We start from the raw sequence: 24,545 nt of genomic DNA, 5'->3' as shown, positions 1-24,545 counted from the left end.
ATGGAAGGGTCCGACATCACGGTCAACGCCTCGACCGCCAGAGGGGCCCGGACCCGATCCACAAGGTGGGTTCAGGCTTGGCAATGACAAGAGCCGTCCGGCACAAGAGTCCGTGCTGCGGCGCATGCGTCCGTGCTGTGGTGCGTCCCCGCAATCCTCACACTCGTCCACACTTCGGAATCCGCGCCGAACCGTTGCGCGCGTATTCAGGGAAACTTAGCGGGCACGCCCGACGTTTCACCCCGGTCGATCGGTCCCGCACGTGCTTTTCCGAAACCCCGGCCGCGACCCCGGTGATGATGCCATGCACCACGGTCCAAGCTCCAACGGAACCGGTCTTGTCCGACTTGGCTTCGCGTCGTCCGTCGCGTTGATGAGCGTTGCTCTGTCCCTGGGAACGGCGCAGGCTCAGACACGCCCGGGGTGGGTCGACCCGCCGGCTCGACAGACCCTGAAGCCCGGCACGGACAAGGTCGTCGGCGAGACGCCGTCGCTCGAGAAATCCGCCTCCGAGAAGCCGGTGGCCGAGAAGCCCATGGCGGAGACGCCCGCGACGGCCAAGGCGCCGGCGGACGGTCAGGCGGCTCAGGACGCGGCGCGTGCCGAGCGGACGCCGATGGCCTCGCACCGGCGTCGCGTGGCGGGATCCGGCGACGGCCGCCGTTCGGCGACCCGCGAGGGGCGCGCTGCACCGGAGCGCCTGCATATCCGCCCACGCCTGGCCGACACCCCGATGGCCTCACCGGCGGCAGCGGACGCACGCTTTCCCGAATGGGCCGCCGCCGCAACCCGCCTGACCGACCGCTACCTCGACACGGTCTCGGCCTCCGGGGAGGCGATGGTGGCTGCCGCGCCGCGGTTCTATGCCGAGCGGGTACGTTTCCACGGTCGCATCCTGTCACTGGCGGCCCTCATCGCCGAGAAACGCCGCTTCGTCCGGCGCTGGCCCGAGCGGCGCTACGAAGCGCAGGGTGGAGCGACCCGAACGGCCTGCAATGCGACGAGCGCAACCTGCATCGTCCACACCACCTTCGACTTCCGCGCCGACAACCCGGCGCGTGGCGTGCGTTCGCAGGGCGTGTCTGAACTCACCCTCACCATCAGCTTCGCCGGAGACCGCCCGCTGATCGTCGCCGAGTCGAGCCGCGTGCTGCGCCGCTATGGTGCAGGGCCGCAGAGCGCTATAGCGAATGCGCAGCGCGGTGCCTGAGGTCGGCCCGTCGCGATCGGTGCGTCATACCCGGAGTTGTGCGCGTCTTGGATGATCGAAATCCACCCTCGCCGGTACCGGGTGACGCGCGACGGGACGGGACGGCCTCGGAGCGTGAGGCCTTGCGCCTACGCATCGCTCAAGCGGTGGCGCAGGCGGGTACCTACCCGGTGGCCGAGCGCACGCTCGCCCTCCTGGCGGAGGCGGCCCTCGTGCCGAGCGCGGACTCGCTCGGCTACCGCGTCATCGACCGGACGGGCGCACCACGTCACGTCAGCGAGGCGGACGGGACCCTCGTCCCGATGGATCTGTCGGCCTTGCTCGCGGAATTCCGCGACCGGCACCCCGCCCTGTTCCGGCCGATCCCTGAACCGGACCCCGCGCCCGCGCCGGAACCCGTTCCGACGGAGGATTTCCGAACGGCAACGGCACGATTCGTCGAGTCGCAGTCGGTCCTGGCGCGGTCCCTGGTCGCGCGCTCGGCCACCCGCAGCCGTGCCCTCGCCACCGCCCTGTCCGGCCGCCTCGCGACACTCCGGCGCAACGGCGTCGCGTCTTCGTTGCCAGAGTCGCCCGCGCCGGGGTCCGCGGCCGCCCCTGCCGAGCCGAGCCGGGCCGGTCTCGTCGCGGGCCGCGTCCGAGAGGGAGCGCAACGCGTCGGCGGTTATGCCCGCGGCCGCCTCGCCGACAGCGCCTCGCGGCTCGGCGAAGTCGCCCGTGATCGCAATGTGATGCGCGATGCCCTATCCCGGCGCGCCCTCCCGATCGGGCTCGGAGCCGCGGCACTCGTGGCTCTCCTCGCCGTCTTCGGAGGGCGGACGCCGCAGGAGGCCGCTTCGCCGGACGCCGGGGGAGCGGCTCAATCCCCGTCGCAGGCCTCGTCCGCCGCGGCGCCGCCGAGCGCACCCGACATGAGTCCGGCCCCGCCGGAGGAAGCGCCACCGAAACAGGCCGTGGCCAACGAGATCAGCGGTCCGGTGGAGGTCATCGACACCGCGACCCTGCGTGTCGGCGGCAAGCTGATACGTCTCTTCGGTGTGGAGTGGGTGCGCGGCGGACAGGCCGACGAACTCACCCGCTACCTCGCCGGCCGTACCGTCACCTGCCAGCCGGTGGCCGGCAGCGAGGCCCGCCTGTGCGCGGTGGATGGGCGCGATCTCTCCGAGGTGGTGCTGTTCAACGGCGGAGGCCGCGCCTCACCCGAGGCAACGCCCGACCTCGTGGCCGCCGAGGACCATGCCCGCGCCGAGCGCCTCGGGGTCTGGGCACGCTGATACCCTGAGCTCGGTCATTTCGGCGCCGCAGGAGGCACCGAACACCCTTGCGTCGCATCATCCGGCCAGTCTCAATGCCGGCGGGATCGCCGGGGGAACGAGGCATGGATTTCTCTGTGGGCGTGAGCGTCGCGGCGGTGGTGCTCGTGGCACTTGTCGTCGTGACCCTCGGGATCGGCATCAACATCGTGCCGCAGGGGCACGTCTACACCGTGGAGCGGTTCGGCAAGTATCACCGCAGCCTGGAATCCGGCCTGGGCCTCATCGCTCCCTATGTCGAGCGCATCGGCCGGCGGGTGAACGTGATGGAACAGGTCATCGACGTTCCGAGCCAGGAGGCCTTCACCCGCGACAATGCCGGTGTGCGGATCGATGCCGTTGTTTTCTACCAGGTCCTCGATGCGGCCAGGGCTTCCTACGAGGTCTCCGACCTCGAGGTCGCGATGATGACCCTGACCATGACCAACATCCGCACGGTGGTCGGCTCCATGGACCTCGACCAACTCCTGTCGCACCGCGACGAGATCAATGAGCGCCTGCTGCGGGTGATGGATGCCGCGGCCTCGCCCTGGGGCGTGAAGATGACGCGTATCGAGATCAAGGACATCGTGCCGCCAGCCGACCTCGCCGGCGCGATGGCGCGCCAGATGAAGGCCGAGCGTGAGAAGCGCGCCTCCGTGCTGGAGGCGGAGGGGCACCGGCAGGCCGAGATCCTGCGCGCGGAGGGGCGCAAGCAATCGGCGATCCTAGAGGCGGAAGGGCGCAAGGAGGCAGCCTTTCGCGACGCGGAGGCGCGCGAGCGCGGGGCGGAGGCCGAGGCGCGGGCGACCCAACTCGTCAGCGAAGCCATCGCCAAGGGCGACCTTGCGGCAGCGAATTTCCTCGTGGCGGAGAAGTATGTCGATGCGGTGAAGGCCATTGCCACCGCGCCGAACCAGCGCGTGGTGGTGGTCCCGATCGAGGCGGCAGCCCTGGCGGGCACCCTGGGCGGCATCGCCGAGATCACCCGCAGCGTCTTCGGCGAGGGAGCTCCTGCCCGGAAGAGCGGGGGCCTGCCTCCGAATGTCGGCGGGTCGGGGCGATGATCGCATCGTTCGTCGACGCGATCGGCCCGGCCTGGACCTGGATCCTCGTCGGCCTCGTGCTGATGGGAACCGAACTCGTCGCCTCGGGGGTGTTCCTGCTCTGGCTCGGTCTCGCAGCCGTGGTCACGGGGCTTCAGATTCTCCTCGTCCCGATGCCCTGGCAGGGACAGCTGCTGCTGTTCGCCGTCCTATCGGTCACCTTCGCGGTGGTCGCGAGCCGCCGGGCCAAGGCCGGTCCGAACGCCCTGAATCAGGGCGCACGGGGTCTTGTCGGGCGGGATTATCCCCTGGTGGCACCGATCGTCGCCGGGGAGGGACGTATCCGCGTCAACGACACCCTCTGGCGCGTCACCGGCCCCGATGCGCCGCTGGGCGCCCGGGTGCGGGTGACGGGGGTGGAGGGCACGCTGCTCACGGTCGTGTCGGTATAGGCACCGTCCGCCCCAGGGGGATCGCACCGCTGGCTTTCACGAATCCGCGCGCAATTGGGACAGGGAACCGCTTCTCCGAGAAGCAGCTCTGCTGTCTTGCCGGTGCTGCGCCGCAATCCTGTAATCGGAGCTTTCATGAGTAACTTGAAGTTTGGGACGAGCGGGTTGCGGGGGCTGGTCACCGACCTGGTGGGCTGGCCGAGCTACGCCTATGCGAGCGCCTTCTTCCGCTCCGTCGCCGAGACGACCAGCACCGATCGCACCGTCGTGATCGGGCGGGACCTGCGCGACAGCAGCCCCGGCATCGCGGCCACGGTGGCGGCCGCCGCGGCGGGCGCGGGCTTCACGGCCATCGACTGCGACGCGCTGCCGACCCCGGCCCTGGCTCTGGAAGCGCTTCGGCGCGGCGTCTGTGCCGTGATGGTCACCGGCAGCCACATTCCGGAGGACCGGAACGGCCTGAAATTCTATCGGCCCGACGGTGAAATCACCAAGACCGATGAGGCTGCGATCCTGGCGGCCCTCGGCGACATCTCGACGGAAGGCACCATGGCGGCGGCCGATCCCGCTGTGCCGGAGTCCGGCGCGGTGGACCGCTACCGCCGGCGTTATTGCGAGGCCTTCGCGACCGACATCCTGGCTGGCCTCAGGATCGCGGTCTACCAGCAGAGTTCCGTGGCGCGCGACCTGCTCGTCGAACTGCTGACGGCGCTGGGCGCGGACGTCACCCCGATCGGGCGCGCGGACCGTTTCGTTCCGATCGACACGGAGGCCCATCGACCAGAAGATATCGCCTTCATCCGCGATGCCATGGCGTCCGGCGACTTCGACGCCCTGGTGACGACCGATGGCGACGCGGACCGGCCGCTGGTCGCGGATGCCGCCGGACGAATCCTGCGGGGGGATGTCCTCGGGCTGATCACGGCGCGATATCTCGGCGTCGACACCGTCGTCGTGCCCGTCACGGCCGGCTCGGCCATCGAGCACGCAGGCGGGTTCCGGCGGGTGCTGCGCACCAGGGTCGGCTCGCCCTACGTCATCGCCGGCATGGCCCAAGCGGAGACGGAGGGCGCCGACGCCGTCGTCGGCTTCGAGGCCAATGGCGGCTTCCTGCTCGGTTCGGACGTGACCCTCGATGGCCGAACCCTGCCCGCGCTGCCGACACGTGATGCGATGCTGCCGATCCTGGCAACCCTGGCGGCGGCGCGCAAAGCCGGGATGTCGCTCGCGGACCTCGTCGTGTCCCTCTGCGTGGGCGAGACGGCGAGCGACCGCCTGCCCAACACGCCGGCCGAGAAGAGCGGTGCCTTCCTGCAGCAGCTCAGCGAAGCGGCGTATCGGCGGGAGTTCGTCCGGCCGATCGGTGAGCCGCGCGCCATCGACGCTCAGGATGGCGTCAGGATGGAGCTGGATGGTGGACGGATCATCCACTTCCGCGCGTCCGGCAATGCGCCTGAGCTGCGCTGCTACGCCGAGGCGGGAACGGCCGGAGAGGCTGAGGATCTGGTCCGCTGGGGATTGGCGGCCGCGGCGGCCGCGATGAAGATGGACGTGCCGGGCTCGGATCCAACGTCGCCCTGAGCGGCGTTCGGACCCTGAAGGTGAGGAGCCGCCGGTGCGACCCGGCGGCCTCGGTGCGCCGGGGCCGCGCCCCTCGGCCTCATCCGAACGCACCCACCTCGTGCTGGATCATGCCCGAGATCTCGCGCACCCGCTGGAAGCTGCGCCGGATCGGCTCGAACAGCGTCTTGTGCTCGGCCTCGTAGGTGCCGACGTCGCGCGGCCCTGCCGGCTCGCCGAAGTTCAGGCCGAGGGTCGGATCCGGGGTGATCGGGAAGATGTCCTCCAGCAGCGTGAGGCAGCCGTCGATATCGAGGCGCAGGAAGCGCTCGATCAGCGCCTCGCGGCTCACGCCCGATTGCGGGCGGAAACCCGGGATGTGCACGGCCAGGAACCAGATTCGGTGGATCAGCGCGAGGCGGATCGCGTGCAGCAGGGTCAGGCGGGCGGACATCCGGCCGAGGTCGGGAGCGGCGACCTGCAGGTTGAGCCAGTCGCAGGTGAAGCGGCCGAAGAGGTGGCGCAGGTCGGGGGCGAGCCGCAGCCGATCGAGGGCGTTGGCGATCACCACGAGTTCCTCGCGCCGGCCGTCGCGCTGGGTGCGCCGGGCCCGCTCCAGCCACACCGCCGGGTCGAGCGTGTCGATATACGCGCGCAACACGTCGAGGTCGGAGACGCTGGCTGCGTGCTGCACCAGGCGGAAGGCCCGGGAGAAGCGCACGGAATCCCGGCGCATGTCGCGGAACAGGTCTGGGGTCCGGCCCGCCGCACGGCCGACGCCGTGCAGGGAATTGGCCAGGAAGCCGAGCTGCTGCAGGATCGCGTTGTTGGGGATCGCCCGCATCTGGCGCGGGTGGGTGATCATGGTCGGGCCGCCGCCGTCGGTCTGGCGAGCGACGGGCCGGGAGCCCGTGCGGTCGAGGAGGCTCGGGCCGAAGGTCCCGAGCAGGGCGGCGTAGCCGGGATCGTCGACCAGCGCCTCCATGTCCTGGCGCACCACGGTGAAGAACTCGGCGGCGAAATCCGCTTCGGCGTAGATCGGGTCGTCGGTCTCGTCGGCCCCGCTGGCGGGATCGGAGAGGACATAGTCGGCGAAGCTGTCGTCGTCGGCGACATCGAAGGCGAAGACGTGCTCGGCGATGCGCTCCACCGTGGCCTCGGCCAGGGGCAGGGTCCCGAACATCAGGTAGCCGTCCGAGCCCTGGAAGCTCGATTCGAGGCGGACCCGGATCCCGGCATTCCGGTTGCGTCGACGCGAATCCTCCGGGGCGAGATAGGCCAAGCGGTCGCGCAGAGAGCTGGGATGCGCGCCCCGGCCGATGGATTCGCCGTGTGTGTCGAAGATCGCGAGCTCCACGCCCGTGAGATCGTTCTGCACCATCAGCTCGGTGATGCGCAGGCGCAGGCGCTCGATCCAGAAGCTCGCCGCGAGCTGACCGACATAGCGCCCGGAATCGGAGTACCCGAACTGCACGGTCAGGCGTCCGATGCGCTTGAGATATTGCCGCCAATGCGGGTTGCGGAGCGCATCGTCGAGGACCCGGATGCCCTGTTCGAGGGCGCTGGCCGTCTCGAACAGCGGCGTGATCTCGACCCTGTCGGCGATGCCGTAGTGGCGCGCCAGCCAGAGGGCGGCGAGCAGGGTGTAGCCGGTCTCGGTCTCGGCGATCAGGAAGCGGACCGGGTGGGTGCCGTCCACGTGCTTGAGAATCTGGGTGATCGTCATCATCAGCCGGGCGGCCGAGGCCCGCTCGGCGGCGAGCGCACCGAAATCCACGTCCACCGCCTGCACGTCGTTGAGCAACGCGTGGATGGTGGCGAGGTGCGAACGGCGCTGGGCGGCGTCCGTGGGCTCGCCCTCGAGATCGGTGACGCGCCGCACCGCGTTGTGGATCTGGCTGGCGTTCAGCCGGAAATGCGGCAGGGCGTTCGAGAGACCGTGGGTGGCGATGCCGGACCGCAGCAGGGCGATGCTGCGCTGGTCCGCCTCGGATTCGGTCGCCCCGAGGGCCCCCGCGAGCCCGGCCAGGATCGCGCTGGAATCGGTCTGAGCCCGTTCGCGCTCGATGATCAGCGCGAGGGCGAAGCGGTGCACCGCTTCCAGGGACGGCTTGGTTCCGAGTCGGGGCGCGACGGCGAGCTGGCGGTTCACGGCGGCGAGGGCACTCCCAGTGAGGTCGCGCACCACCTGGGTCGCGGGAACCTGAGGTAGGTGCCGCATGACCCGGTCGAGCTGCATCCGCTTCGATTCCAGGCGATAGCGCAGGGTGTCCCACCAGCCGATATCGGTGCGCCCGTCGGTGTCGCACCCGACCCAGCTCGCGATCGCGAAGGGTTTCGGGACGAGCTCCGTCCAGCGGTCGGGCCAGCGCGCCCGCGCCGCATCGAGGAGTGCGGCGTTGAAGCCGTCGACGGCGGTACGGCCGTGATTGGCCGCGATGCAGGCCTGTTCGAATTCGTCGTCGAGGCTGATGTTCGGGTCGGGGCGGGTCGAAAGCGCGGCCGCGCGCGCGAGCAGCGGCTCGCGGGCGGTGCCCTCGGCCTGACTCGCCGCCTGTGCGATCAGGGCGGCGACGGCGCGCGGCATCCCGAAGGTCGGATGGGCGGTGAAGACCACGGCGAAGCCCGTGCGGCCGACGAGATCCCGGAAGGTCTCGAAATCACCCTGGCGCGCGGGCACCGCCGCCACGAGACGGGCGGCCATCCGGCTGTCGGGCGCCGACACCGCATCCCGGTCCAGACCCACATAGGCGCGCAGGCGCTCGGCGCGAGACGCCAGGGACTGGGATCGCAGCCGCGGAAACAGCGCGTCGAGGTCGTCCTCGCCGATCTCGCCCCGGTCGAAGCGCCGGGTGATGGCGAGCGTCACCGCGAGCACGGGATTGCGGAACGGATCCTCCGCCGCCTGCTCGCGGGATTCCTCGATCAGCCGCAGGAGGTCGCGCTCCAGGCTCTCCGCCCCCTGCTGATCATGGCCGGGGTCGTGGGCGGCATCGGCCGGATTGAGGTCATGCATGCGCATCGATCGACCTTGTGGTTCGGGAGCGGGCTATGGCGTCATAAGCTATGCGGACGACGCCGATGCGTCGGACTTGCGCGGAATCCCCGGCCATCGACACGGAAAGAGGGCCATGCCCGGAGTTACATGGTCCATCTCTGCACCGGTCATGCCTCCACCGGTCATGCCTGAACAGGTCACGCCTGCCCGGCTCATGTCTGACCTCCCCGGCCCTGGGGATATCCCGCCGCGTTCGAGCCGTTACTTCTGACATCGTCCCTCAACGACGCAAGGACCGTTCCGACGCGGCGTGGCGGTTCGCGAAAGCGCCGGGGGAGGATGCAACGCGGCGCGTCCTGGGCTAACGCTGGACCCGGCATGGAAACACTCCTGATCCTGGGGGCCCTGGGCGTCCTCCTGTTCTCCGGCTTCCTCGTGGCCCTTCAGCTCAGGCGGGGGCGCCGGCCCGAACTGCGCATGGCGCGCGAGGAAGACCTCGTGGACGAGGCTGACGGCGAGGATCTGCTGATCCGCAGCCTCGAGCCGCTGCGCCCCAGTCCCATCGACCGCAGCGCGACCGTCCTGGACATCGAGCCGGAGCGGCCGCTCGCGATTTCGGATGAGGACCCGGCCCGTCGGTTGTCGTCGCCCGCCCGTCCAGACCCGCATCGAGAACGAGAGCTTCGCTGATGGTGTGCTCCCGCACGCGCCGGTGGCAGACCTTGCAGCCCATGGCGTCCCTGTCCCTCCTGGCGCTGATCGTCGCCGGACCGGTTCAGGCTCAGGTGTCCGAGGTGGCTCCTGAGTCCGAGGAACCCGCCGGAGTGCCGTCCCCGCGCCGGGTCGCCCCGAAGCCTAAGCCCAGATCGGAGCCCAAGCCCAAGCCAAAACCTAAGGCCAGTCCCGAGCCCACACCTGCGGCGCAACCGGCGGCCGAGGCACCCACGACCGTTCCCACCGCTCCGGAGCCTGCCCCCGTCGCCGCTCCGATGCCGGCCGCTAACCTGCCCGGCCTGACCGTACAGTGCGAGGTTCGGGCGGCGGTCTACGAGGGACCGAAGGACTTCGTGGTCTGGGTGACCCGCACGGGGGCGGTCGTCGTCGAGAATCCGCTCCGCCCGCTCACGCCGGAGACGACCCGGGTCCTCGAGGTCGTCATCGCCGGCAAGGCCGCCACGGCGTACGGCCCCGACCTGTTCGCCCTGCGGCGCGGCGGCAGCCCGGCGGCTCTGGGGGCCCTGCTCGGCGCCCCGGTCCGCTGGGATCCCGCGCCGGCGCCCCTGCCCGACACGCTCAACATCGTCTCGGACGCCGGAAAGAGCTTGGCGCAACTCGGGTTTCGGGAGTGCGGGGAAGCCCCTGCCGTGAAGAGCGCGCCGGTGTCCGCCGGGACCGAGGCGGCCAAGCCGGGCAAGGCCGCGGCGAAGCCGAAGGTCCGCCCGAAGGTGGCCAAGGAGTCGGGAAGCGGATCATCGGGCGCCAAGGCGCCTCCCGGCCTCAGCCTGCCGCAGGGGGCCATCGAGTGACGCCATCTGCAGGAGTGCGCCCATGAGTGCCGGATCCCAGGGACCGACCGCCGCCGAAGTGATCGCCCGCCTCGGCCTCGCGCCGCACCCGGAAGGCGGCCATTACCGCGAGACCTTCCGGGACCCCCGCAGCATCGACGGGCGCTCGGTGGGCAGCGCGATCTACTACCTCCTCGATCTCGGGGAGGTCTCCGAGTGGCACCGGGTGGATGCGGCCGAGATCTGGCACTGGCACGCGGGCGCCCCTCTCGTCCTGACGATGAGCCCCAATGGTCACGATGCCAGTGCGGCCTATCTCGGCCCCGACCTCGCGCGGGGGCAGCAGCCGCAGATCGTCGTCCCGGCCGGGCATTGGCAGACGGCCACCAGTCTCGGCGCCTGGACGCTGGTGGGCTGCACGGTCTCACCGGCCTTCGAATTCGCCGGCTTCGAGATGGCGCCGCCGGACTGGCGCCCGATGCCCAGATCCTGATGTCTGGTCCGTGAGGGTTCGGACGTGATGCGCGGGCGCTAGGACGCCCCGGCGCGGGATGCCCGCACCGCAACCCCGGCGCCGAGGACGATGAGAAGGCAGGCGAGCGCCAGGGCCGGACTCGGCTCGGCATAGCCGGCCAGCACCAGGGTCAGGGTCGACAGGATCGGGGCCGCGTAGGCCGCGACCCCGAGAAGGCGCAGGTCGCCCCGCTTCACGCCGATGTCCCAGAGATAGAACGCGGCGCCCACCGGTCCCAGGCCGAGCGCGACGACTGCCCCCCACTGCCCCGCGCCCGCCGGCCACAGCGTCGTCTCGAAGGCGTGGTGGCAGGCGAGGCTGAGGGCGGCGGTGGCGAGGCAGAAGCCCGCCACCGCATCGGTCGGCACCGCGCCGACCCGGGACGAGAGCACGGAATAGCCCGACCAGACGAAGGCGGCCGCCAGGGCCGCCAGGTAGCCGGGCAGGGCTCCGGCGGCGAAGTCGATCCGGCCGCGGCCGGCGAACAGCACCACGACGCCGGCGAGCCCGAGGGCAGCCCCGCCGAGATGGCCGGCGCGCAGGCCCGCCGCCCCGGGAAGCCGGGCCGACAGCAGCACGATGAGGAGTGGCCAGAGATAATTGAGCAGGCCCGCCTCCGCCGGAGGGGCGAGGCGCAGGGCTGCGAAGTACAGGGCGTGATATCCGAACAGGCCACCGACGCCGAGGAGCCAGACCGGCCAGGGCTGGCGCAGGGCCCGGATACCCGCGGGGCGTACGATCCAGCTGGCGCAGCCGACGAGCCCGCCGAGCGCGAAGGTCATCGCGGCGAGCTGGAACGGTGGTACCGCCCCCGACAGGGCCGTGAGCAGGGCGAGCAGCGACCAGAGCAGGATGGCGCCGAAGCCGAGCAGGGTCGCGGAGGGCATGGGAAACCGGAGGTCCGAGGCGGGAGGCGCCGCTGTCCCATGCCGGGGCCGCCCCGGGCAAGGCGAAGATGGTCCGGGACGCCGCCTTCATCGACGGGTCACGGGCAGGCTCTACCTCCGTGGAGTCGGCGATCGGCGCGGAGGCGGAGCTATGGGCACGGCATCTCTTGGATCGGGTTGGGCCCGGGGCGCGCGGGTCGCGGGGATGGCCCTCGTCCTCCCCGCAGGCCCGGCAGGCGCGGGGGAACCGGCTCAGCTTGGGCCGCGACCCTTCTACCTCGTGGACAGCATGAAGCCCGGCCCCCTGAAGGAGCGCCTGCAGGCCTGCGGGGCGGACAGGCCCTACACCGCCCGCCGCTTCTCGATCTCGCACCGGGGCGCGCCGCTGCAGTTTCCCGAGCACACGCGGGAGGGGGTGCTGGCGGCCGCCCGCATGGGCGCCGGCGTGATCGAGTGCGATGTCGCCTTCACGCGGGACTGGCAGCTGGTCTGCCGGCACGCGCAATGCGACCTGCACGCCACCACCGACATCCTCGCCCGCCCGGACCTGGCGGCCAAGTGCAGCCAAGACTTCCAGCCCGCCGATCCGGCCACCGGGCGCAAGGCCTCGGCCCGCTGCTGCACCAGCGACCTGACCCTGGCCGAGTTCATGAGCCTCAACGGCAAGATGGACGCGAGCGACCCCCAGGCCACGACCCGGGAAGCCTACGCGCATGCGACTCCGCGCTGGCGCACCGATCTCTACGCCACCACCGGCACGCTGATGACCCATGACGCGTACATCGCCCTGGTCAAAACTCTGGGACGCCGCTTCACCCCCGAGCTGAAAGCTCCCGAAGTGCCGATGCCCTTCCAGGGCTACAGCCAGGACCAGTATGCCCAGGCGATGATCGAGGCCTACAAGCGGGCGGGCATCCCGGCCTCCGAGGTCCGTCCGCAGAGCTTCCAGCTTCGGGACATCCTGCACTGGCTGAAGGCGGAGCCCGAATTCGGGCGGCAGGCCCTGTGGCTCGACAACCGCGACGAGACCGATCCGGGCTTCGATCCCGAGAAACCGGAGAGCTGGAAGCCCGGCATGGCGGAGCTGGCTGCCCTGGGCCTGCGCACCCTGGCGCCGCCCCTCTGGATGCTGGTCCGGGTCGGGCCGAACGGGACGATCGTACCCTCGGCTTACGCGCGCGCGGCGCGGTCCGCCGGCCTCGACCTGATCACCTGGTCGCTCGAGCGCTCGGGGCCGCTGAAGGATGGCGGAGGGTACTACTACAAATCGATCCGTCCGCTGATCGACCGGGACGGGGACACCTTCGCGCTCCTCGACGTGCTGTACCGCGACGTCGGGGTGAAGGGGGTCTTCTCGGACTGGCCGGCGACGGCGACGTTCTATGCCAATTGCATGGACATCGAGTGAGGGGCGCGGCTCCCGCGAAGGAAGCCGCGCGAACGACTATCCGGCGATGTACTGGGCGCCGTTGATGGTCAGGGTCGAGCCGGTGATGAAGCCGGAATCGTCGGCGGCGAGGTACTCCACCGCGCGGGCGATCTCCTCGGCCTCGCCGAGGCGGCCCACCGGGATCGTCGAGATGATCTTGTTGCGCACGTCCTCCGGCACCGCCATGACCATGTCGGTGGCGATGTAGCCCGGCGCGATCACGTTGACGGTGATGCCCTTCGAGGCGCTTTCCTGGGCCAGGGCCTTGGCGAAGCCGATCACGCCGGCCTTGGCGGCCGAGTAGTTGGCCTGGCCGATCTGGCCCTTCTGTCCGTTGATCGAGGAAATCAGGATGATGCGACCGAAGCCCCGGTTGCGCATGCCCTCGATCACCGGGCGGGTCACCGTGAAGGCGGAGTCGAGGTTGGTCTTGATGACCGCCTGCCACTTCTCGAAGGTCATCTTGTGGAACAGGCCGTCACGGGTGATGCCGGCATTGTTGACCAGGATGTCGACCGGGCCGACCTCGGCCTCGACCGCCTTGATGCCGGCCTCGCAGGCCGCGTAGTCGCCGACGTCGAACTTGAAGACCGGGATGCCGGTCTCGTTCTTGAAGGCGTTGGCCGCCTCGTCGTTGCCGCCGTAATTGGCCGCGACCTTGTAGCCCTTGGCCTTCAGGCCCTTCGAGATGGCGGCGCCGATGCCGCGGGTACCGCCGGTGACGAGTGCGACGCGTTCCTGAGCCATGGTTTCCTCCGAAAGCTGGTTTCTTGTGATTATGTTTGGCCGGTCGCGCTTTAGCGGAGGGTCCACGTCGAGCGCGACCGATTTAAATTTGCGGCGCCGTCAAGAATTCATGCGGCGCCGGTCGGAGCGCGGGCTCAGACGCGCTCGACGCAGAGGGCGACGCCCATGCCGCCGCCGATGCAGAGGGTGGCGAGGCCGCGCTTGGCGTCCCGGCGCTTCAGCTCGTGCAGCAGGGTGACGAGGACGCGGGCACCGGAGGCTCCGATCGGGTGGCCGATGGCGATGGCGCCGCCATTGACGTTCACCTTGTCGGTGTCCCAGCCCATGTCCTTGTTCACGGCGAGCGCCTGGGCGGCGAAGGCCTCGTTGGCCTCGATCAGGTCGAGGTCGGAGGCCCTCCAGCCGGCCTTGTCCAGGGCCTTGCGCGAGGCCGGGATCGGGCCGGTGCCCATCACCTTCGGGTCGACGCCGGCCGTTGCCCAGGAGACGATCCGGGCCAGGGGCTTGATGCCCCGGCGCTCGGCCTCGGAGGCCGACATCAGCACGATGGCGGCCGCGCCGTCGTTGAGCCCCGAGGCGTTGGCGGCGGTCACGGTACCGTCCTTGGTGAAGGCCGGCTTGAGCTTCGCCATGGCCTCGACGGTCGCGCCGTCGCGGATGTACTCGTCGGTGTCGACCACGACGTCGCCCTTGCGGCCCGGCACGGTGACGGGGGCGATCTCCTCCTTGAAGCGCCCCTCCTTGCGGGCGGCTTCGGCCTTGTTCTGCGAGGCGGTGGCGAACTGGTCCTGCTGCTCGCGGGTCAGCTGGAAGGCCTGCGCCACGTTCTCGGCCGTCTGGCCCATGTGGTAGCCGTTGAAGGCGTCCCAGAGGCCGTCCTTGATCATGGTGTCGACGAGCTTGACGTCGCCCATCTTCTGGCCGCCGCGCAGGTACTGCGCGTGCGGGGAGAGCGACATCGATTCCTGGCCGCCGGCCACGATCACGGTGGCGTCGCCGTTGGCGATCTGCTGCATGCCGATGGCGACCGTGCGCAGGCCCGAGCCACAGACCTGATTGACACCCCAGGCGGTGGCCTTCTCGGGGATGCCGGCCTTGATGGCAGCCTGGCGGGCGGGGTTCTGGCCGGCGCCGGCGGTGAGCACCTGGCCGAAGATCACCTCGTCCACGTCGTCGGCCGGGACGCCGGCGCGCTCGAGGGCGGCCTTGATCGCCACGGCGCCGAGGTCGTGCGCGGGGACGGTGTTGAAGACGCCGCCGAACGAGCCCACCGCGGTGCGCGCCGCGCCGACGATGACGATTTCTTCTGCTGCCATGGTGACGTTCTCCTCATCCCGGCGGGCGCTCCCTTGACGCTCTGAATGCAATCGAGCGTGGGCGCCTTTGTGCCGTTCTCCCGGATGAAAGCCGTCGACCCTGCGAAGTCAAGGCATCCGAAGGTTGTTTGCAGCTCCGCCCGTGACAGGAAACGCTCCGTTGCGTGGTATTCCGCGGGATGGGCGATAAATTGCTGTTTTCGTCGGCACGGGAACGTCTTAAGGTGCACTTGTGCGGCGCGGGATCGAGCAGCGGTCCTCGGCGCCGCCGTAAGAAGATCGCGCGGCTACGAACGCGCCGGGAGAGGCCCCCAGAAATGGCGGATAACGGTAAGTCCACCCACACCGTCATCAAGAAATACGCTAACCGGCGCCTCTATCACACCGGGACGTCGACCTACGTCACCCTCGAGGACTTGGCGACGATGGTGCAGAACGGCGAGGACTTCCTCGTCTACGACGCACGCTCGGGCGACGACATCACCCGGTCGGTGCTGACGCAGATCATCTTCGAGCAGGAGAACAAGGCCGGCGAGGACAACCTGCTGCCGGTGGCCTTCCTGCGGCAGTTGATCCGATTCTACGGCGACAGCATGCGCACCATGGTTCCGAGCTTCCTGGAATTCTCCATGGCGAATTTCGCCCGGGACCAGGAGGGTTTGCGCGAGAAGATGGCGCAGAGCTTCGCGCCCACCGCGTTCCAGAGCGCGATGGAGGAGCAGGTCCGGGCGAATATGAGCTTCTTCGGCGACGCAATGAAGATGTTCACCACCTTCGGCACTGGCCCGCTCTCCGGCATGGGCGCCCATCCCTCCTCGGCAGGCAAGTCCGCGGGCGTTCCCGCCCCGACCCAGCACGGCCCGGCTGGGAACGACCTCGACGACCTCAAGCGCCAGATGGCCGAGATGCAGTCCCGTCTCGAGGACCTCGCCAAGAAGTGAGCGCGGGCCGCAGGAATTGCGGGCCGAAGGAATCGTCCGAGACCCTCAACCGGTAACCTTGCTGCGCGGCAGGCGCCGGATCAAAGGTTGACGAACCGTTAACGCGGGCCAATTCTGTTCCCACGGGCCATGCGGGCCCGGGGAGCGAGGGCCATGGCGCGTACCGAGACGGCGCGGGACGACCTGGCAGGCGCGCTGCCCGAATCGGACTCCCTCCCGCGTCGTGACCTCGTGGTGATCTCCGGCGGCGCGGCGCCCGGGTTTCGACCGATCCCGGCTCGTCCCCTGTCGGGCTTCCTGGCCCAGCTCATCGTCAGCGTCGAGCCGACCCTGAGGCCGTCCCGTTTCGAGCGCACACGCTCGGCCGCCGCGCGCTACGCCGAGGCGGCGCGCCGCGCCTGACAGACCCTGACGTCGCCCCCGGCGGTAAGGATCGGCCAACGAAAAAAGCCGGGCCCTTGCGGGGCCACGGCTCGGGAATCTCGGATCTGCGGTGCAGTCCGGGGCAGCCGTACGGCGCCCCCGCGAGGCTCAAGCCTCGGTCGACTTCACCTTGAGGACCTGGCGGCCCCGGTACATGCCGGTCTTGAGATCGATGTGGTGGGGACGACGCAGCTCGCCCGAATCCTTGTCGGTGACGTAGGTCGGGGCCTTGAGGGCGTCGGCGGAGCGGCGCATGCCGCGACGCGAGGGAGAGGTCTTTCGCTTCGGAACGGCCATCGGAAGAGTCCTGTTACGGCAAAAAAGGCACCGTGGGCGCGACTTCCAGGGGAAGGCCGCCTCGGTACCGTGGTCAAACGGAGATTCGCTGGCGGCTCTATAACGCCACCCGCAGGTTCTGGCTAGAGTGTCCCGCGCAGGAGGCCGGAACAGACGGTGCCGCCAGGTGCGGCGCGGATCGGACCGCCACGCGGCGAAGGTCCCTGCGGAGGATTTCCTTCACCGCCGCGCTGGCCAGACCTCCGCTTTGAACCCGCAGAGGATTCGCCCGCGTGATACGCCGAAGATCCCGGCACGGAAACGTGCGAGGACTTTAATCTGCGGTTCAAGTTGGAGCTTCTACTCAGGGGACAGGCTCGCTGCCGCATCGCGCGGAGGGCGATGCTTTCGGGAGACATCCATGTCCTCATCCCTGCTGCGTACCCTCGCCGTTCTGACCTGCCTCACCGCGGGGCCCGCCCTGGCCCAGGCGCCGAGCCCGGCCACCCCCATGCCCACGACGGCTCCCAAGACCGTGGCGCCGACCGCGCCTGCAGCGCCCAAGGCGCCGACGGTCGAGCCGACCGCGAAGACGACCCTGGTCGACATCAACAGCGCCACCGCTGCCGAGCTCGACGCGCTGCCAGGCATCGGCGCCGCCCGCTCCGCCGCGATCATCAAGGGGCGCCCCTATCGTGGCAAGGACGAGCTTCTGTCCAAGAAGATCATCCCCCAGAACGCCTATGACGGCATCAAGGACAAGGTCATCGCGAAGCAGAAATGAGGCTGGTCAAACAGACCCAGGGCCTGATGCGGCGCGCGGGGTGCTCCCGCGCGCCGCGCAGTCTGCCACCCTTGCGGGGGTCGGGGCCCGATGATAGGCGCCGGGGATCACACGAGAAACGCCGTTCGTGGCCCGTCGTCGATCCCAGCGCGGAAATTCCCCGTCCATGCCGCCGCATCCTGCCATTCGCCTGCATCGCGGCGACCTGCCTGCCGACTACGTCGCCGGCCCGGCCATTGCCATCGACACCGAGACCCTCGGGCTCAACCCGCATCGCGACCGGCTCTGCGTCGTACAGATCTCGCGCGGCGACGGCACGGCTGACGTGGTCCAGATCATCCCCGGCGGTCCGGCGCCCGAGACGCTGATGCGCGTGCTGGCCGATCCGGCCACCCTGAAGATCTTCCACTTCGCACGCTTCGATCTCGCGGTGCTGTTCCGGGGCCTCGGGGTCATGCCGGCGCCGGTCTACTGCACCAAAGTAGCCTCGAAGCTGGCTCGCACCTACACCGACCGGCATGGGCTGAAGGACGTGGTCCGCGAACTCGTGGGCGTCGACCTGTCCAAGCAGCAGCAATCCTCGGATTGGGGCGCCGATACCCTGAGCCAGGCCCAGGTCGATTACGCCGCCTCCGACGTCCTCTACCTGCACGCCGCGCGCGCGCGCCTCGACGCGATGCTGGAGCGGGAGGGCCGCACGGATCTCGCGCGGAACTGCTTCGACTTCCTGCCGACCCGCGCCCGGCTCGATCTCGCCGGCTGGCCGGACACCGACATCTTCGCGCATGCCTGACGGCGGCCTCCGCCGCACAGGCGCCGTCGCGCCGACGTCCTGCGCGCCCGTCTCCGTGCGCCGTCGCACATCCCCGCCCGCGCGCCTGCGCCATTCCGCCCTCGGGTGAACCGGAGGCTTGATGCTTTCTCAAGCTTCCCGTCATAACTTCGCCACTGCCCCCGGTCATCCGGCGGTCGACCCAGCCGTGGCGCGCTCCTCGCGCGTGCCGACGCCGCCGGGGCACGATGTTGGAAAGATCATGCACCTGGGCGCGGCGATCGAGACGGGGCAGACGAGCGACGGCCGCGTCGATGCGCGCCGGACCCGCGCCCATGCGCGGGCGCGCAACCACAGCAGCCACGTGCGCGCCCTGCGGCGGCTGATTCCCCTCGCCGCCGGAACCGCCGTCCTCGCGCTCGCGGTCGTCACCTTGTTCAATCCCTTCGGGGCCGGCCTGCCCGACGTGTCGGTCGGCCAGCTCAGCCTGTCGGGCAGCAAGGTGAAGATGGAGAATCCTCGCCTGTCCGGCTTCCGGAAGGGCGACCGGGGCTACGAGGTCACCGCCACCGCCGCTTTCCAGGACGTTCGCAAGCCGAGCGTGATCGAATTGCAGGCGATGAAGGGCCAGCTCAACACGGACGACAAGGGCGGCCTCGTGCACCTCGAAGCCGCCTCCGGCGTGTTCGATTCCACGCGCGAATCCCTGAACCTCGACCGGGACATCCGGCTCTGGACGGACAAGGGCGAGGAGGTCCGCCTGAAGACGGCGGCCGTCGACTTCAAGGCCGGCAGCGTGCGGTCGAGCGAGACCGTCGCCGTCTCGATGCCCGCCGGCACCATCGTGGCCGACACCCTGGAGGTGATCGACAGTGGCCACGTCATCTCTTTCGTCGGCAACGTCCATACGGTCCTGCACGGTCGGGATCCGCAGGACAAGTCCGAAGCCCAGGCCGACAAGGCTCAGGTCGCCGGTCTGACCGACAAGCCGGCGCGTATCCGGACCACGGCGGCCGAGCCCGAGGACGGGGAGCGCCGCCCGTGACGCGGCCCACGGGGATGGACGTCGTTCCGCATCGGCGCCGGACGGCCCTCGCGCTCGCGCTGGCGGCTGTGATCGCGGCCGGACCCGTCGCGGCACAGACGGCGCCTGCGGCCCCGCGCAAGGAGAAGTCCGCTTCGCCCCTGGGCAACCTCGGGGGCAGCGGCAAGGAACCGATCAAGATCGACGCCGACCGTCTCGACGTGTTCGACCGCGAGAACAAGGCGATCTTCGCCGGCAACGTCGTCGCCGTGCAGGGCGACAGCACGATCCGCTGCTCCAGCATGACGGTGCGCTACAAGCGCGGCAAGGACAAGAAGGAAGCGACGGCGCCGGGCGGCGAGCCGGCCAGCCAGGCCGAGCGGGCGGCCGGCCTGAACGAGAACGGCATCCAGCGCGTGGAATGCGCCGGCCCGGTCACCGTGGTGCAGAAGGACCAGATCGCCACCGGCGACAACGCCGTGTTCGATCAGGAGGCCAAGCGCATCGTGGTCACCGGCAACGTCATCCTGAGCCAGTGCCAGAACGTCACCCGCGGCTCCCGCCTCGTCTACGACATGAACACCGGTCGGGCCAATATGGACCCGGTGGCAGGCGGGCGCGTCTCCGCCCTCCTGGTGCCGCAGAAGGAGGACGGGGCCAAGGGCAGGGGCTGCACGCCGGCCCCCATCGCCGGACGCGCGACCAGGCCGCCGGCCGACAAGCCCACCGAAGCCTCCGCCGAGAAGCCTGCCGGCAAGTCCCGGGCCCAGACGAATTGAGTGCCGCGGCGCCGGCGCCCGCCCTGGCGGAGCGCTCCTCCGACCGTGCCGGCGCGCCGCCGGCACCCTCCCTGCTCCGGCGGTTGTTCGGCGGTCGCGCCCGTCGTCGCGCGGCCGATGCGGCTGCCATCGTCGAGGAGGGCGGCGGACCGGGCATCCTCTGCGTGCGTGGCCTGCGCAAGAGCTACGGCGCCCGCACCGTGGTGCACGAGGCCGGTCTCACCGTGCGCAACGGCGAGGCGGTCGGACTGCTCGGCCCCAACGGCGCCGGCAAGACCACCATCTTCTACATGATTACCGGCCTCGTCACGGCCGATCGCGGGACCATCACCCTGGACGGCCTGCCGATCACCCAATTGCCGATGTACCAGCGGGCCCGCCTCGGCATCGGCTACCTGCCGCAGGAGGCCTCGATCTTCCGCGGCCTGACCGTGGAGGACAACATCCGCGCGGTGCTCGAGGTGGCCGAGCCCGATCGGAAGGAGCGCGCCCGCAAGCTCGAATCGCTGCTCGAAGAGTTCGATATCGCGCGCCTGCGCAAGTCGCCGTCGATCGCCCTCTCCGGAGGCGAGCGCCGCCGCTGCGAAATCGCCCGGGCGCTCGCGTCCTCGCCGAGCTTCATGCTGCTCGACGAGCCCTTCGCGGGGATCGACCCCATCGCGGTCGGCGATATCCAGGACCTGGTGAAGCACCTGAAGCAGCGTGGGATCGGCGTGCTCATCACCGACCACAACGTGCGCGAGACCCTTGGGCTGATCGATCGGGCCTACATCGCCCATTCGGGCCGTATCCTCACCGAGGGGACGCCCGAGGAGATCGTGGCCAATCCGGAGGCCCGGCGCCTCTATCTCGGCGAGGATTTCCGCCTTTAGGGGCCGGTCCCGTCCGGATGCTACAGGGGCAGCCCTGCATCCGGATCGCAGCCCGCAGGTTTTTCAGCCGGCGTCCGACACGCCTCAAGCCGCCTATCCTTGGTGCAGTGCGGGAATTTCCACTGATCTCACAAGCTTTTGTTAGCGTCGGCGATGCGACGGTCCGACTTCCATGGGGGCGCGTATCCCCATGCCGCTTTCATAGCCTGCCCAATTTGCGTGCAAATCTGATCCGCCACGCTTTGACGTGGGATCGGGTTGGCGCTAGACCTGGGAACAGACGACAGGAAGCAAGATTTGTGCCGAGGTTCGGCTCACGGCGACGTGTGCCGCCGACCTGAGGCGCGACTCACCCGGGGCGACAACGATGAGTCTGCTGCAACGGCTGGAAATGCGCCAGGGCCAAGCCCTGGTGATGACGCCTCAGCTTCTCCAGGCGATCAAGCTGCTCCAACTCTCCCAGCTCGACCTCGCCGCGTACGTCGATGCCGAACTCGAGCGCAATCCCTTGCTGGAGCGCGCCGACGGTGAGAGCGAGGGCGAACGCCCGCCGGCCGAGACACCCTCCGAATCCTCGGTCGATCGCGACGGGGACGGCGAGGGCGGCGACTATGACGGAGGCGACGAGCCCTGGATCGCCACCACGCTGACGGCGAGCGGCGCCGACATGGAGAGCGCCCTCGACACCCGCCTCGACAACGTGTTCTCGGACGAGAACCCGACCCATGCCCGTGAGGCGGCGTCCGGCGACATGCTCTCCCTGACGCCGGCGCCCTACGGCAATACCGGCGGCAGCTTCGACGGCGAGGCCCCGGATTTCGAGGCGAGCCTCACCGCCGAAATCTCCCTGCGCGAGCATCTCGGCGCCCAGCTCGACCTTGCCACCCGCGATCCCATGGACCGGCTGATCGGCGGCTTCCTGATCGATGCCGTCGACGATGCCGGTTACCTGCGCGAATCCATCGATGCGGTGGCCGAGCGCCTTGGCGCGTCCCTCGACCGGGTCGCCCGGGTGCTGAAGCTCGTCCAGAGTTTCGAGCCCGCCGGCATCGCCGCGCGCGACCTCGCCGAGTGCCTCGCCCTGCAGCTGCGCGACCGCGACCGGTTCGATCCGGCCATGCAGGCCCTGGTGTCGCGCCTCGACCTCGTGGCGAAGCGCGACTTCGCGGCGCTCCGTCGGCTCTGCGGCGTCGACGACGAGGACCTCGTCGACATGCTGGCCGAGCTGCGCCGGCTCGATCCGAAGCCCGGTCGCGCCTTCGGAAGCCGGGCCGTCGAGGTGTTGATCCCCGACGTGTTCGTGCGTGCCGCGCCCGATGGCTCCTGGCTGGTGGAGCTCAACGCCGAGGCCCTGCCGCGGGTGCTGGTCAACCAGAGTTATTATGCCCGGGTCTCGCGCGGTGCGGCGGCCGAGGGTGACAAGGCCTTCCTGTCGGAATGCCTGCAGACCGCCAACTGGCTCACCCGCAGCCTGGAGCAGCGGGCCCGCACCATCCTCAAGGTCGCCTCCGAGATCGTGCGCCAGCAGGACGCGTTCTTCCTGCACGGCGTCGCGCACCTGCGCCCGCTCAACCTGAAGACGGTGGCCGAGGCGATCGGCATGCACGAATCCACCGTCTCGCGGGTCACCTCGAACAAGTCGATCGGCACCAGCCGCGGCACGCTGGAGATGAAATACTTCTTCACCGCCGCGATCCCGGGCGCCGCCGGCACCGCCGCGCATTCGTCCGAGGCCGTCCGCCACCGCATCAAGCAGCTGGTCGACGGCGAGGCGCCGAGCGACGTGCTCTCCGACGACGCCCTGGTGCAGCGCCTGCGTGACGAGGGCATCGACATCGCCCGCCGCACCGTCGCCAAGTACCGGGAGTCCCTGCGCATTCCCTCCTCGATCGAGCGCCGCCGCGAGCATTTCGCTTACGCGGGGCGGTGAAGCGACCGCGGCGGCATCCCCTTTGGCGACGGACGGATCGGATCGGCGAGGTCCGCCTTGCGCGGGCCCGACGGCTCGCGCGCGGCCGGGGCCCGGGCCGCGAATGACGGATCGGAGGCCCGCACAAGGCCCGGGCCCGACCTCGCGTTGACTTCTCCGAGAGAGGCTCCTTAACTCAGGTTGCGCCTCACCCAGGGCGTGTCCACAACGAAAATCGGAGGGATCATGGGGTCATTGCGCGTGACGGGCCACGGCCTGGACCTTGGCGAAGCTCTTCGGGGGCGGGTCGAGGAGCGAATGGCTGCCACCCTCTCGAAGTATCTCGACAGCCACATGAGCGGGACCTGCTCCGGCCACGTCACCCTGCGGCGGGACGGAACCGCCTACCGCACCGATTGCGTGCTCCACCTCGTTTCCGGCCTGACCCTGGAAGCCTCCGGCGCCGCCCACGACGCCCATGCAAGCTTCGAGCAGACGGCGGACCGCCTGGAAAAGCGCCTGCGGCGCTACAAGCACAAGCTGAAGGACCATGGCGCGGCCGGCCATGACGGCGCGACCGTGCAGGCGGCCTACGCGGTGTTCGCGGCTCCGAGCGAGGCCGAGGCCATCGACCTCGACGAGGATGGCGACGACGGGGAAGCGGCGCACCCGCCCGTGGTGGCGGAGAGCACCAAGACCCTGAAGCGCCACTCGGTCAGCGAGGCGGTCACCGCCCTCGACCTCACGGGCGCGCCGGTGATCGTGTTCGTTCACGCTGGCACCGGACGCATCAACGTCGTATACCGCCGCACGGACGGGGCCATCGGCTGGGTCGATCCGGCCGAGGCAGCCTCGTAGGCGCGGGTCGGGAACAGAGCCTGAACCCGTTCGATTGAGTCCAAGGGCCGCCCCGGGCGGCCCGACCTTTCATGGAGTGGCGGCCGGGTCTCGGCCGCCGCCGACGGGGCGACGGTCCTTCATGCCAGTGCTGGAATTCCTCTCTCCGGATTCCGTGGTGCCGTCCCTGCGCGTCCGCGCCAAGAAGTCGATGCTGCAGGAGCTCAGCGCTCACGCGGTCCGTCAGCTTCCGGCGCTGGACGAGCGCGAGGTGTTCGAGACCCTGCTGCAGCGCGAGCGCCTGGGCTCCACCGGCATCGGCGACGGCGTCGCCATCCCGCACGGCAAGCTGCCCGGCCTCGACCGGCTGTTCGGCCTCGTCGCCCGGCTGGAGAAGCCGGTGGATTTCGATGCCCTCGACGGCCAGCCCGTCGACATCGCCTTCCTGCTCCTGGCTCCCGAGGGGGCCGGCGCCGACCACCTGAAGGCTTTGGCCCAGGTCGCCCGCCTCCTGCGCGAGCCAGGTATCCTCGAGCGCATCCGCGCCGCCCGCGACGCCAGTGCCCTCTACGCGCTGCTCACCCACACCTCGGCCTCGCAGGCCGCTTGATCATGCGGATCCTGCCCTGCGCGCCCGCTCTGATTGCCCTCCTGCTCGCCGCCGCGCCGGCCCACGCGCAGCAGCGCGGCGTCACCGATACCGCCTGCGCCCGCGACGTCCTCGTGGCGAACTCGATGCAGCGCCAGGCGATCGACCAGCTCGAACAGGCCGGCAGCGAAGCGGCCGACCAGTGTCGCGTCTGGCGTCGGCACGTGGAGACCATGCGCCGGGTGGCGAGCGTCTATGGTCGCTGCCTCTCAGGGGTCGAGCGCACCGACCGCCTGAACCAAGTCCAGACGTCCGAGAAGGAATTCGCCGGGATGATCCGGAGCCAGTGCAAGGGGCTGTGAAGCCTCGGGCTCCGAGCGGGA

At 70.0% G+C, this 24,545-nt stretch carries 25 protein-coding genes; 20 read left to right on the top strand and 5 right to left on the bottom strand.

What is annotated here, in order from left to right; all coding sequences use genetic code 11:
- Window positions 1–373: 373 nt before the first annotated feature.
- The 5 genes from AC0IY1_RS19685 to AC0IY1_RS19665 all read left to right on the top strand — a co-directional run bounded on the left by AC0IY1_RS19685 (window position 374) and on the right by AC0IY1_RS19665 (window position 5,581).
- Window positions 374–1,210: a hypothetical protein gene (locus tag AC0IY1_RS19685; protein WP_471771720.1), complete on the top strand. Its 837-nt coding sequence runs from the start codon at window positions 374–376 to the stop codon at window positions 1,208–1,210.
- 122 nt (window positions 1,211–1,332) lie between these two features.
- Window positions 1,333–2,484, top strand: coding sequence for a thermonuclease family protein (locus tag AC0IY1_RS19680; protein ID WP_471771718.1), 1,152 nt, complete (start codon window positions 1,333–1,335; stop codon window positions 2,482–2,484).
- 104 nt (window positions 2,485–2,588) lie between these two features.
- The gene (locus AC0IY1_RS19675) at window positions 2,589–3,569 is read left to right on the top strand and encodes an SPFH domain-containing protein (RefSeq protein ID WP_471771716.1); all 981 of its coding nucleotides are present in this window, start codon (window positions 2,589–2,591) and stop codon (window positions 3,567–3,569) included.
- Complete coding sequence (locus tag AC0IY1_RS19670) at window positions 3,566–4,000, top strand: NfeD family protein (RefSeq protein WP_055946811.1); 435 nt, start codon at window positions 3,566–3,568, stop codon at window positions 3,998–4,000. The genes AC0IY1_RS19675 and AC0IY1_RS19670 overlap by 4 nt, the downstream gene beginning before the upstream one ends.
- Before the next feature lie 135 nt (window positions 4,001–4,135).
- Entirely contained in the window at window positions 4,136–5,581 is a 1,446-nt protein-coding gene (locus AC0IY1_RS19665; protein ID WP_471771714.1) for a phosphomannomutase, read from the top strand.
- A gap of 79 nt (window positions 5,582–5,660) precedes the next feature.
- Here AC0IY1_RS19665 and AC0IY1_RS19660 read toward each other — a convergent pair whose 3' ends face one another.
- Window positions 5,661–8,576, bottom strand: a complete 2,916-nt coding sequence (locus AC0IY1_RS19660; protein ID WP_471771712.1) for a phosphoenolpyruvate carboxylase — start codon at window positions 8,574–8,576, stop codon at window positions 5,661–5,663.
- 360 nt (window positions 8,577–8,936) lie between these two features.
- Between AC0IY1_RS19660 and AC0IY1_RS19655 the strand changes: the two genes are divergently transcribed.
- Genes AC0IY1_RS19655 through AC0IY1_RS19645 form a run of 3 tightly spaced genes read left to right on the top strand, consistent with a single transcriptional unit; the run spans window position 8,937 to window position 10,556 of the window.
- The gene (locus tag AC0IY1_RS19655) at window positions 8,937–9,248 is read left to right on the top strand and encodes a hypothetical protein (protein WP_471771710.1); all 312 of its coding nucleotides are present in this window, start codon (window positions 8,937–8,939) and stop codon (window positions 9,246–9,248) included.
- 41 nt (window positions 9,249–9,289) lie between these two features.
- Entirely contained in the window at window positions 9,290–10,084 is a 795-nt protein-coding gene (locus AC0IY1_RS19650; RefSeq protein WP_471771708.1) for a hypothetical protein, read from the top strand.
- Window positions 10,085–10,106: 22 nt separating this feature from the next.
- Window positions 10,107–10,556, top strand: coding sequence for a cupin domain-containing protein (locus AC0IY1_RS19645; protein ID WP_055946820.1), 450 nt, complete (start codon window positions 10,107–10,109; stop codon window positions 10,554–10,556).
- Between the two features lie 38 nt (window positions 10,557–10,594).
- Here AC0IY1_RS19645 and yddG read toward each other — a convergent pair whose 3' ends face one another.
- Window positions 10,595–11,464 (bottom strand): aromatic amino acid exporter YddG, encoded by an 870-nt coding sequence (yddG, locus tag AC0IY1_RS19640; RefSeq protein WP_471771706.1) that lies wholly within the window; start codon window positions 11,462–11,464, stop codon window positions 10,595–10,597.
- Between the two features lie 151 nt (window positions 11,465–11,615).
- Here yddG and AC0IY1_RS19635 point away from each other — a divergent pair, with 151 nt between their 5' ends.
- Window positions 11,616–12,872, top strand: a complete 1,257-nt coding sequence (locus AC0IY1_RS19635) for a glycerophosphodiester phosphodiesterase family protein (protein WP_471771704.1) — start codon at window positions 11,616–11,618, stop codon at window positions 12,870–12,872.
- A 36-nt stretch (window positions 12,873–12,908) separates the two neighbouring features.
- Here the strand turns inward: AC0IY1_RS19635 and phbB are convergent, their stop codons facing one another.
- A complete protein-coding gene (phbB, locus tag AC0IY1_RS19630; RefSeq protein ID WP_055946829.1) occupies window positions 12,909–13,640 on the bottom strand; it encodes an acetoacetyl-CoA reductase in 732 nt (243 codons plus the stop codon).
- Window positions 13,641–13,774: 134 nt separating this feature from the next.
- Entirely contained in the window at window positions 13,775–14,956 is a 1,182-nt protein-coding gene (locus AC0IY1_RS19625) for an acetyl-CoA C-acetyltransferase (RefSeq protein WP_471771702.1), read from the bottom strand.
- Window positions 14,957–15,273: 317 nt separating this feature from the next.
- Between AC0IY1_RS19625 and phaR the strand changes: the two genes are divergently transcribed.
- Both phaR and AC0IY1_RS19615 read left to right on the top strand, forming a co-directional pair.
- On the top strand, window positions 15,274–15,897 hold the full coding sequence (gene phaR, locus AC0IY1_RS19620) for a polyhydroxyalkanoate synthesis repressor PhaR (protein ID WP_103708164.1): 624 nt from the start codon (window positions 15,274–15,276) through the stop codon (window positions 15,895–15,897).
- Between the two features lie 153 nt (window positions 15,898–16,050).
- Complete coding sequence (locus AC0IY1_RS19615) at window positions 16,051–16,299, top strand: hypothetical protein (RefSeq protein ID WP_471771700.1); 249 nt, start codon at window positions 16,051–16,053, stop codon at window positions 16,297–16,299.
- Window positions 16,300–16,428: 129 nt separating this feature from the next.
- On the opposite strand, the gene rpmF is transcribed toward AC0IY1_RS19615, so the two are convergent.
- Complete coding sequence (gene rpmF, locus AC0IY1_RS19610) at window positions 16,429–16,617, bottom strand: 50S ribosomal protein L32 (RefSeq protein ID WP_055946842.1); 189 nt, start codon at window positions 16,615–16,617, stop codon at window positions 16,429–16,431.
- Between the two features lie 400 nt (window positions 16,618–17,017).
- On the opposite strand from rpmF, the gene AC0IY1_RS19605 reads away from it, so the two are divergent.
- The 9 genes from AC0IY1_RS19605 to AC0IY1_RS19565 all read left to right on the top strand — a co-directional run bounded on the left by AC0IY1_RS19605 (window position 17,018) and on the right by AC0IY1_RS19565 (window position 24,524).
- Window positions 17,018–17,380, top strand: coding sequence for a ComEA family DNA-binding protein (locus tag AC0IY1_RS19605; RefSeq protein ID WP_471771699.1), 363 nt, complete (start codon window positions 17,018–17,020; stop codon window positions 17,378–17,380).
- Window positions 17,381–17,546: 166 nt separating this feature from the next.
- Window positions 17,547–18,173, top strand: coding sequence for a ribonuclease D (locus tag AC0IY1_RS19600; RefSeq protein ID WP_471771698.1), 627 nt, complete (start codon window positions 17,547–17,549; stop codon window positions 18,171–18,173).
- A gap of 241 nt (window positions 18,174–18,414) precedes the next feature.
- Complete coding sequence (locus tag AC0IY1_RS19595) at window positions 18,415–19,197, top strand: lipopolysaccharide-assembly, LptC-related protein (RefSeq protein ID WP_471771696.1); 783 nt, start codon at window positions 18,415–18,417, stop codon at window positions 19,195–19,197.
- Window positions 19,198–19,211: 14 nt separating this feature from the next.
- Complete coding sequence (locus tag AC0IY1_RS19590; protein ID WP_471771758.1) at window positions 19,212–19,955, top strand: LptA/OstA family protein; 744 nt, start codon at window positions 19,212–19,214, stop codon at window positions 19,953–19,955.
- An 83-nt stretch (window positions 19,956–20,038) separates the two neighbouring features.
- Window positions 20,039–20,827, top strand: a complete 789-nt coding sequence (gene lptB / locus AC0IY1_RS19585) for an LPS export ABC transporter ATP-binding protein (protein WP_471771756.1) — start codon at window positions 20,039–20,041, stop codon at window positions 20,825–20,827.
- Window positions 20,828–21,194: 367 nt separating this feature from the next.
- Window positions 21,195–22,757 carry an RNA polymerase factor sigma-54 gene (gene rpoN / locus AC0IY1_RS19580; protein WP_082512775.1) on the top strand — a complete coding sequence of 521 codons (1,563 nt, stop codon included), beginning with the start codon at window positions 21,195–21,197 and terminating at the stop codon, window positions 22,755–22,757.
- Window positions 22,758–22,982: 225 nt separating this feature from the next.
- Window positions 22,983–23,594, top strand: coding sequence for a ribosome hibernation-promoting factor, HPF/YfiA family (hpf, locus tag AC0IY1_RS19575; RefSeq protein WP_055946853.1), 612 nt, complete (start codon window positions 22,983–22,985; stop codon window positions 23,592–23,594).
- 121 nt (window positions 23,595–23,715) lie between these two features.
- Window positions 23,716–24,183: a PTS IIA-like nitrogen regulatory protein PtsN gene (ptsN, locus tag AC0IY1_RS19570; RefSeq protein WP_055946855.1), complete on the top strand. Its 468-nt coding sequence runs from the start codon at window positions 23,716–23,718 to the stop codon at window positions 24,181–24,183.
- 2 nt (window positions 24,184–24,185) lie between these two features.
- Window positions 24,186–24,524, top strand: a complete 339-nt coding sequence (locus tag AC0IY1_RS19565; RefSeq protein ID WP_471771694.1) for a hypothetical protein — start codon at window positions 24,186–24,188, stop codon at window positions 24,522–24,524.
- Window positions 24,525–24,545 lie beyond the last annotated feature (21 nt).

Source organism: Methylobacterium sp. AC690 (assembly GCF_979256535.1).
This window is presented reverse-complemented; position numbering and strand designations above follow the sequence as displayed.

Excerpts from the sequence above, each read along its gene's own strand:
- AC0IY1_RS19675 (WP_471771716.1), top strand. The coding sequence starts at position 2,589 with ATGGATTTCTCTGTGGGCGTGAGCGTCGCGGCGGTGGTGCTCGTGGCA.
- AC0IY1_RS19615 (WP_471771700.1), top strand. The coding sequence starts at position 16,051 with ATGGCGCGTACCGAGACGGCGCGGGACGACCTGGCAGGCGCGCTGCCC.
- AC0IY1_RS19605 (WP_471771699.1), top strand. The coding sequence starts at position 17,018 with ATGTCCTCATCCCTGCTGCGTACCCTCGCCGTTCTGACCTGCCTCACC.
- AC0IY1_RS19590 (WP_471771758.1), top strand. The coding sequence starts at position 19,212 with ATGGACGTCGTTCCGCATCGGCGCCGGACGGCCCTCGCGCTCGCGCTG.
- AC0IY1_RS19600 (WP_471771698.1), top strand. The coding sequence starts at position 17,547 with ATGCCGCCGCATCCTGCCATTCGCCTGCATCGCGGCGACCTGCCTGCC.
- AC0IY1_RS19625 (WP_471771702.1), bottom strand. The coding sequence starts at position 14,956 with ATGGCAGCAGAAGAAATCGTCATCGTCGGCGCGGCGCGCACCGCGGTG.
- AC0IY1_RS19635 (WP_471771704.1), top strand. The coding sequence starts at position 11,616 with ATGGGCACGGCATCTCTTGGATCGGGTTGGGCCCGGGGCGCGCGGGTC.
- AC0IY1_RS19565 (WP_471771694.1), top strand. The coding sequence starts at position 24,186 with ATGCGGATCCTGCCCTGCGCGCCCGCTCTGATTGCCCTCCTGCTCGCC.
- AC0IY1_RS19670 (WP_055946811.1), top strand. The coding sequence starts at position 3,566 with ATGATCGCATCGTTCGTCGACGCGATCGGCCCGGCCTGGACCTGGATC.
- AC0IY1_RS19685 (WP_471771720.1), top strand. The coding sequence starts at position 374 with ATGAGCGTTGCTCTGTCCCTGGGAACGGCGCAGGCTCAGACACGCCCG.
- rpmF (WP_055946842.1), bottom strand. The coding sequence starts at position 16,617 with ATGGCCGTTCCGAAGCGAAAGACCTCTCCCTCGCGTCGCGGCATGCGC.
- phaR (WP_103708164.1), top strand. The coding sequence starts at position 15,274 with ATGGCGGATAACGGTAAGTCCACCCACACCGTCATCAAGAAATACGCT.
- AC0IY1_RS19595 (WP_471771696.1), top strand. The coding sequence starts at position 18,415 with ATGCACCTGGGCGCGGCGATCGAGACGGGGCAGACGAGCGACGGCCGC.
- AC0IY1_RS19655 (WP_471771710.1), top strand. The coding sequence starts at position 8,937 with ATGGAAACACTCCTGATCCTGGGGGCCCTGGGCGTCCTCCTGTTCTCC.
- AC0IY1_RS19660 (WP_471771712.1), bottom strand. The coding sequence starts at position 8,576 with ATGCATGACCTCAATCCGGCCGATGCCGCCCACGACCCCGGCCATGAT.
- AC0IY1_RS19665 (WP_471771714.1), top strand. The coding sequence starts at position 4,136 with ATGAGTAACTTGAAGTTTGGGACGAGCGGGTTGCGGGGGCTGGTCACC.
- phbB (WP_055946829.1), bottom strand. The coding sequence starts at position 13,640 with ATGGCTCAGGAACGCGTCGCACTCGTCACCGGCGGTACCCGCGGCATC.
- rpoN (WP_082512775.1), top strand. The coding sequence starts at position 21,195 with ATGAGTCTGCTGCAACGGCTGGAAATGCGCCAGGGCCAAGCCCTGGTG.
- yddG (WP_471771706.1), bottom strand. The coding sequence starts at position 11,464 with ATGCCCTCCGCGACCCTGCTCGGCTTCGGCGCCATCCTGCTCTGGTCG.
- ptsN (WP_055946855.1), top strand. The coding sequence starts at position 23,716 with ATGCCAGTGCTGGAATTCCTCTCTCCGGATTCCGTGGTGCCGTCCCTG.
- AC0IY1_RS19645 (WP_055946820.1), top strand. The coding sequence starts at position 10,107 with ATGAGTGCCGGATCCCAGGGACCGACCGCCGCCGAAGTGATCGCCCGC.
- AC0IY1_RS19650 (WP_471771708.1), top strand. The coding sequence starts at position 9,290 with ATGGCGTCCCTGTCCCTCCTGGCGCTGATCGTCGCCGGACCGGTTCAG.
- hpf (WP_055946853.1), top strand. The coding sequence starts at position 22,983 with ATGGGGTCATTGCGCGTGACGGGCCACGGCCTGGACCTTGGCGAAGCT.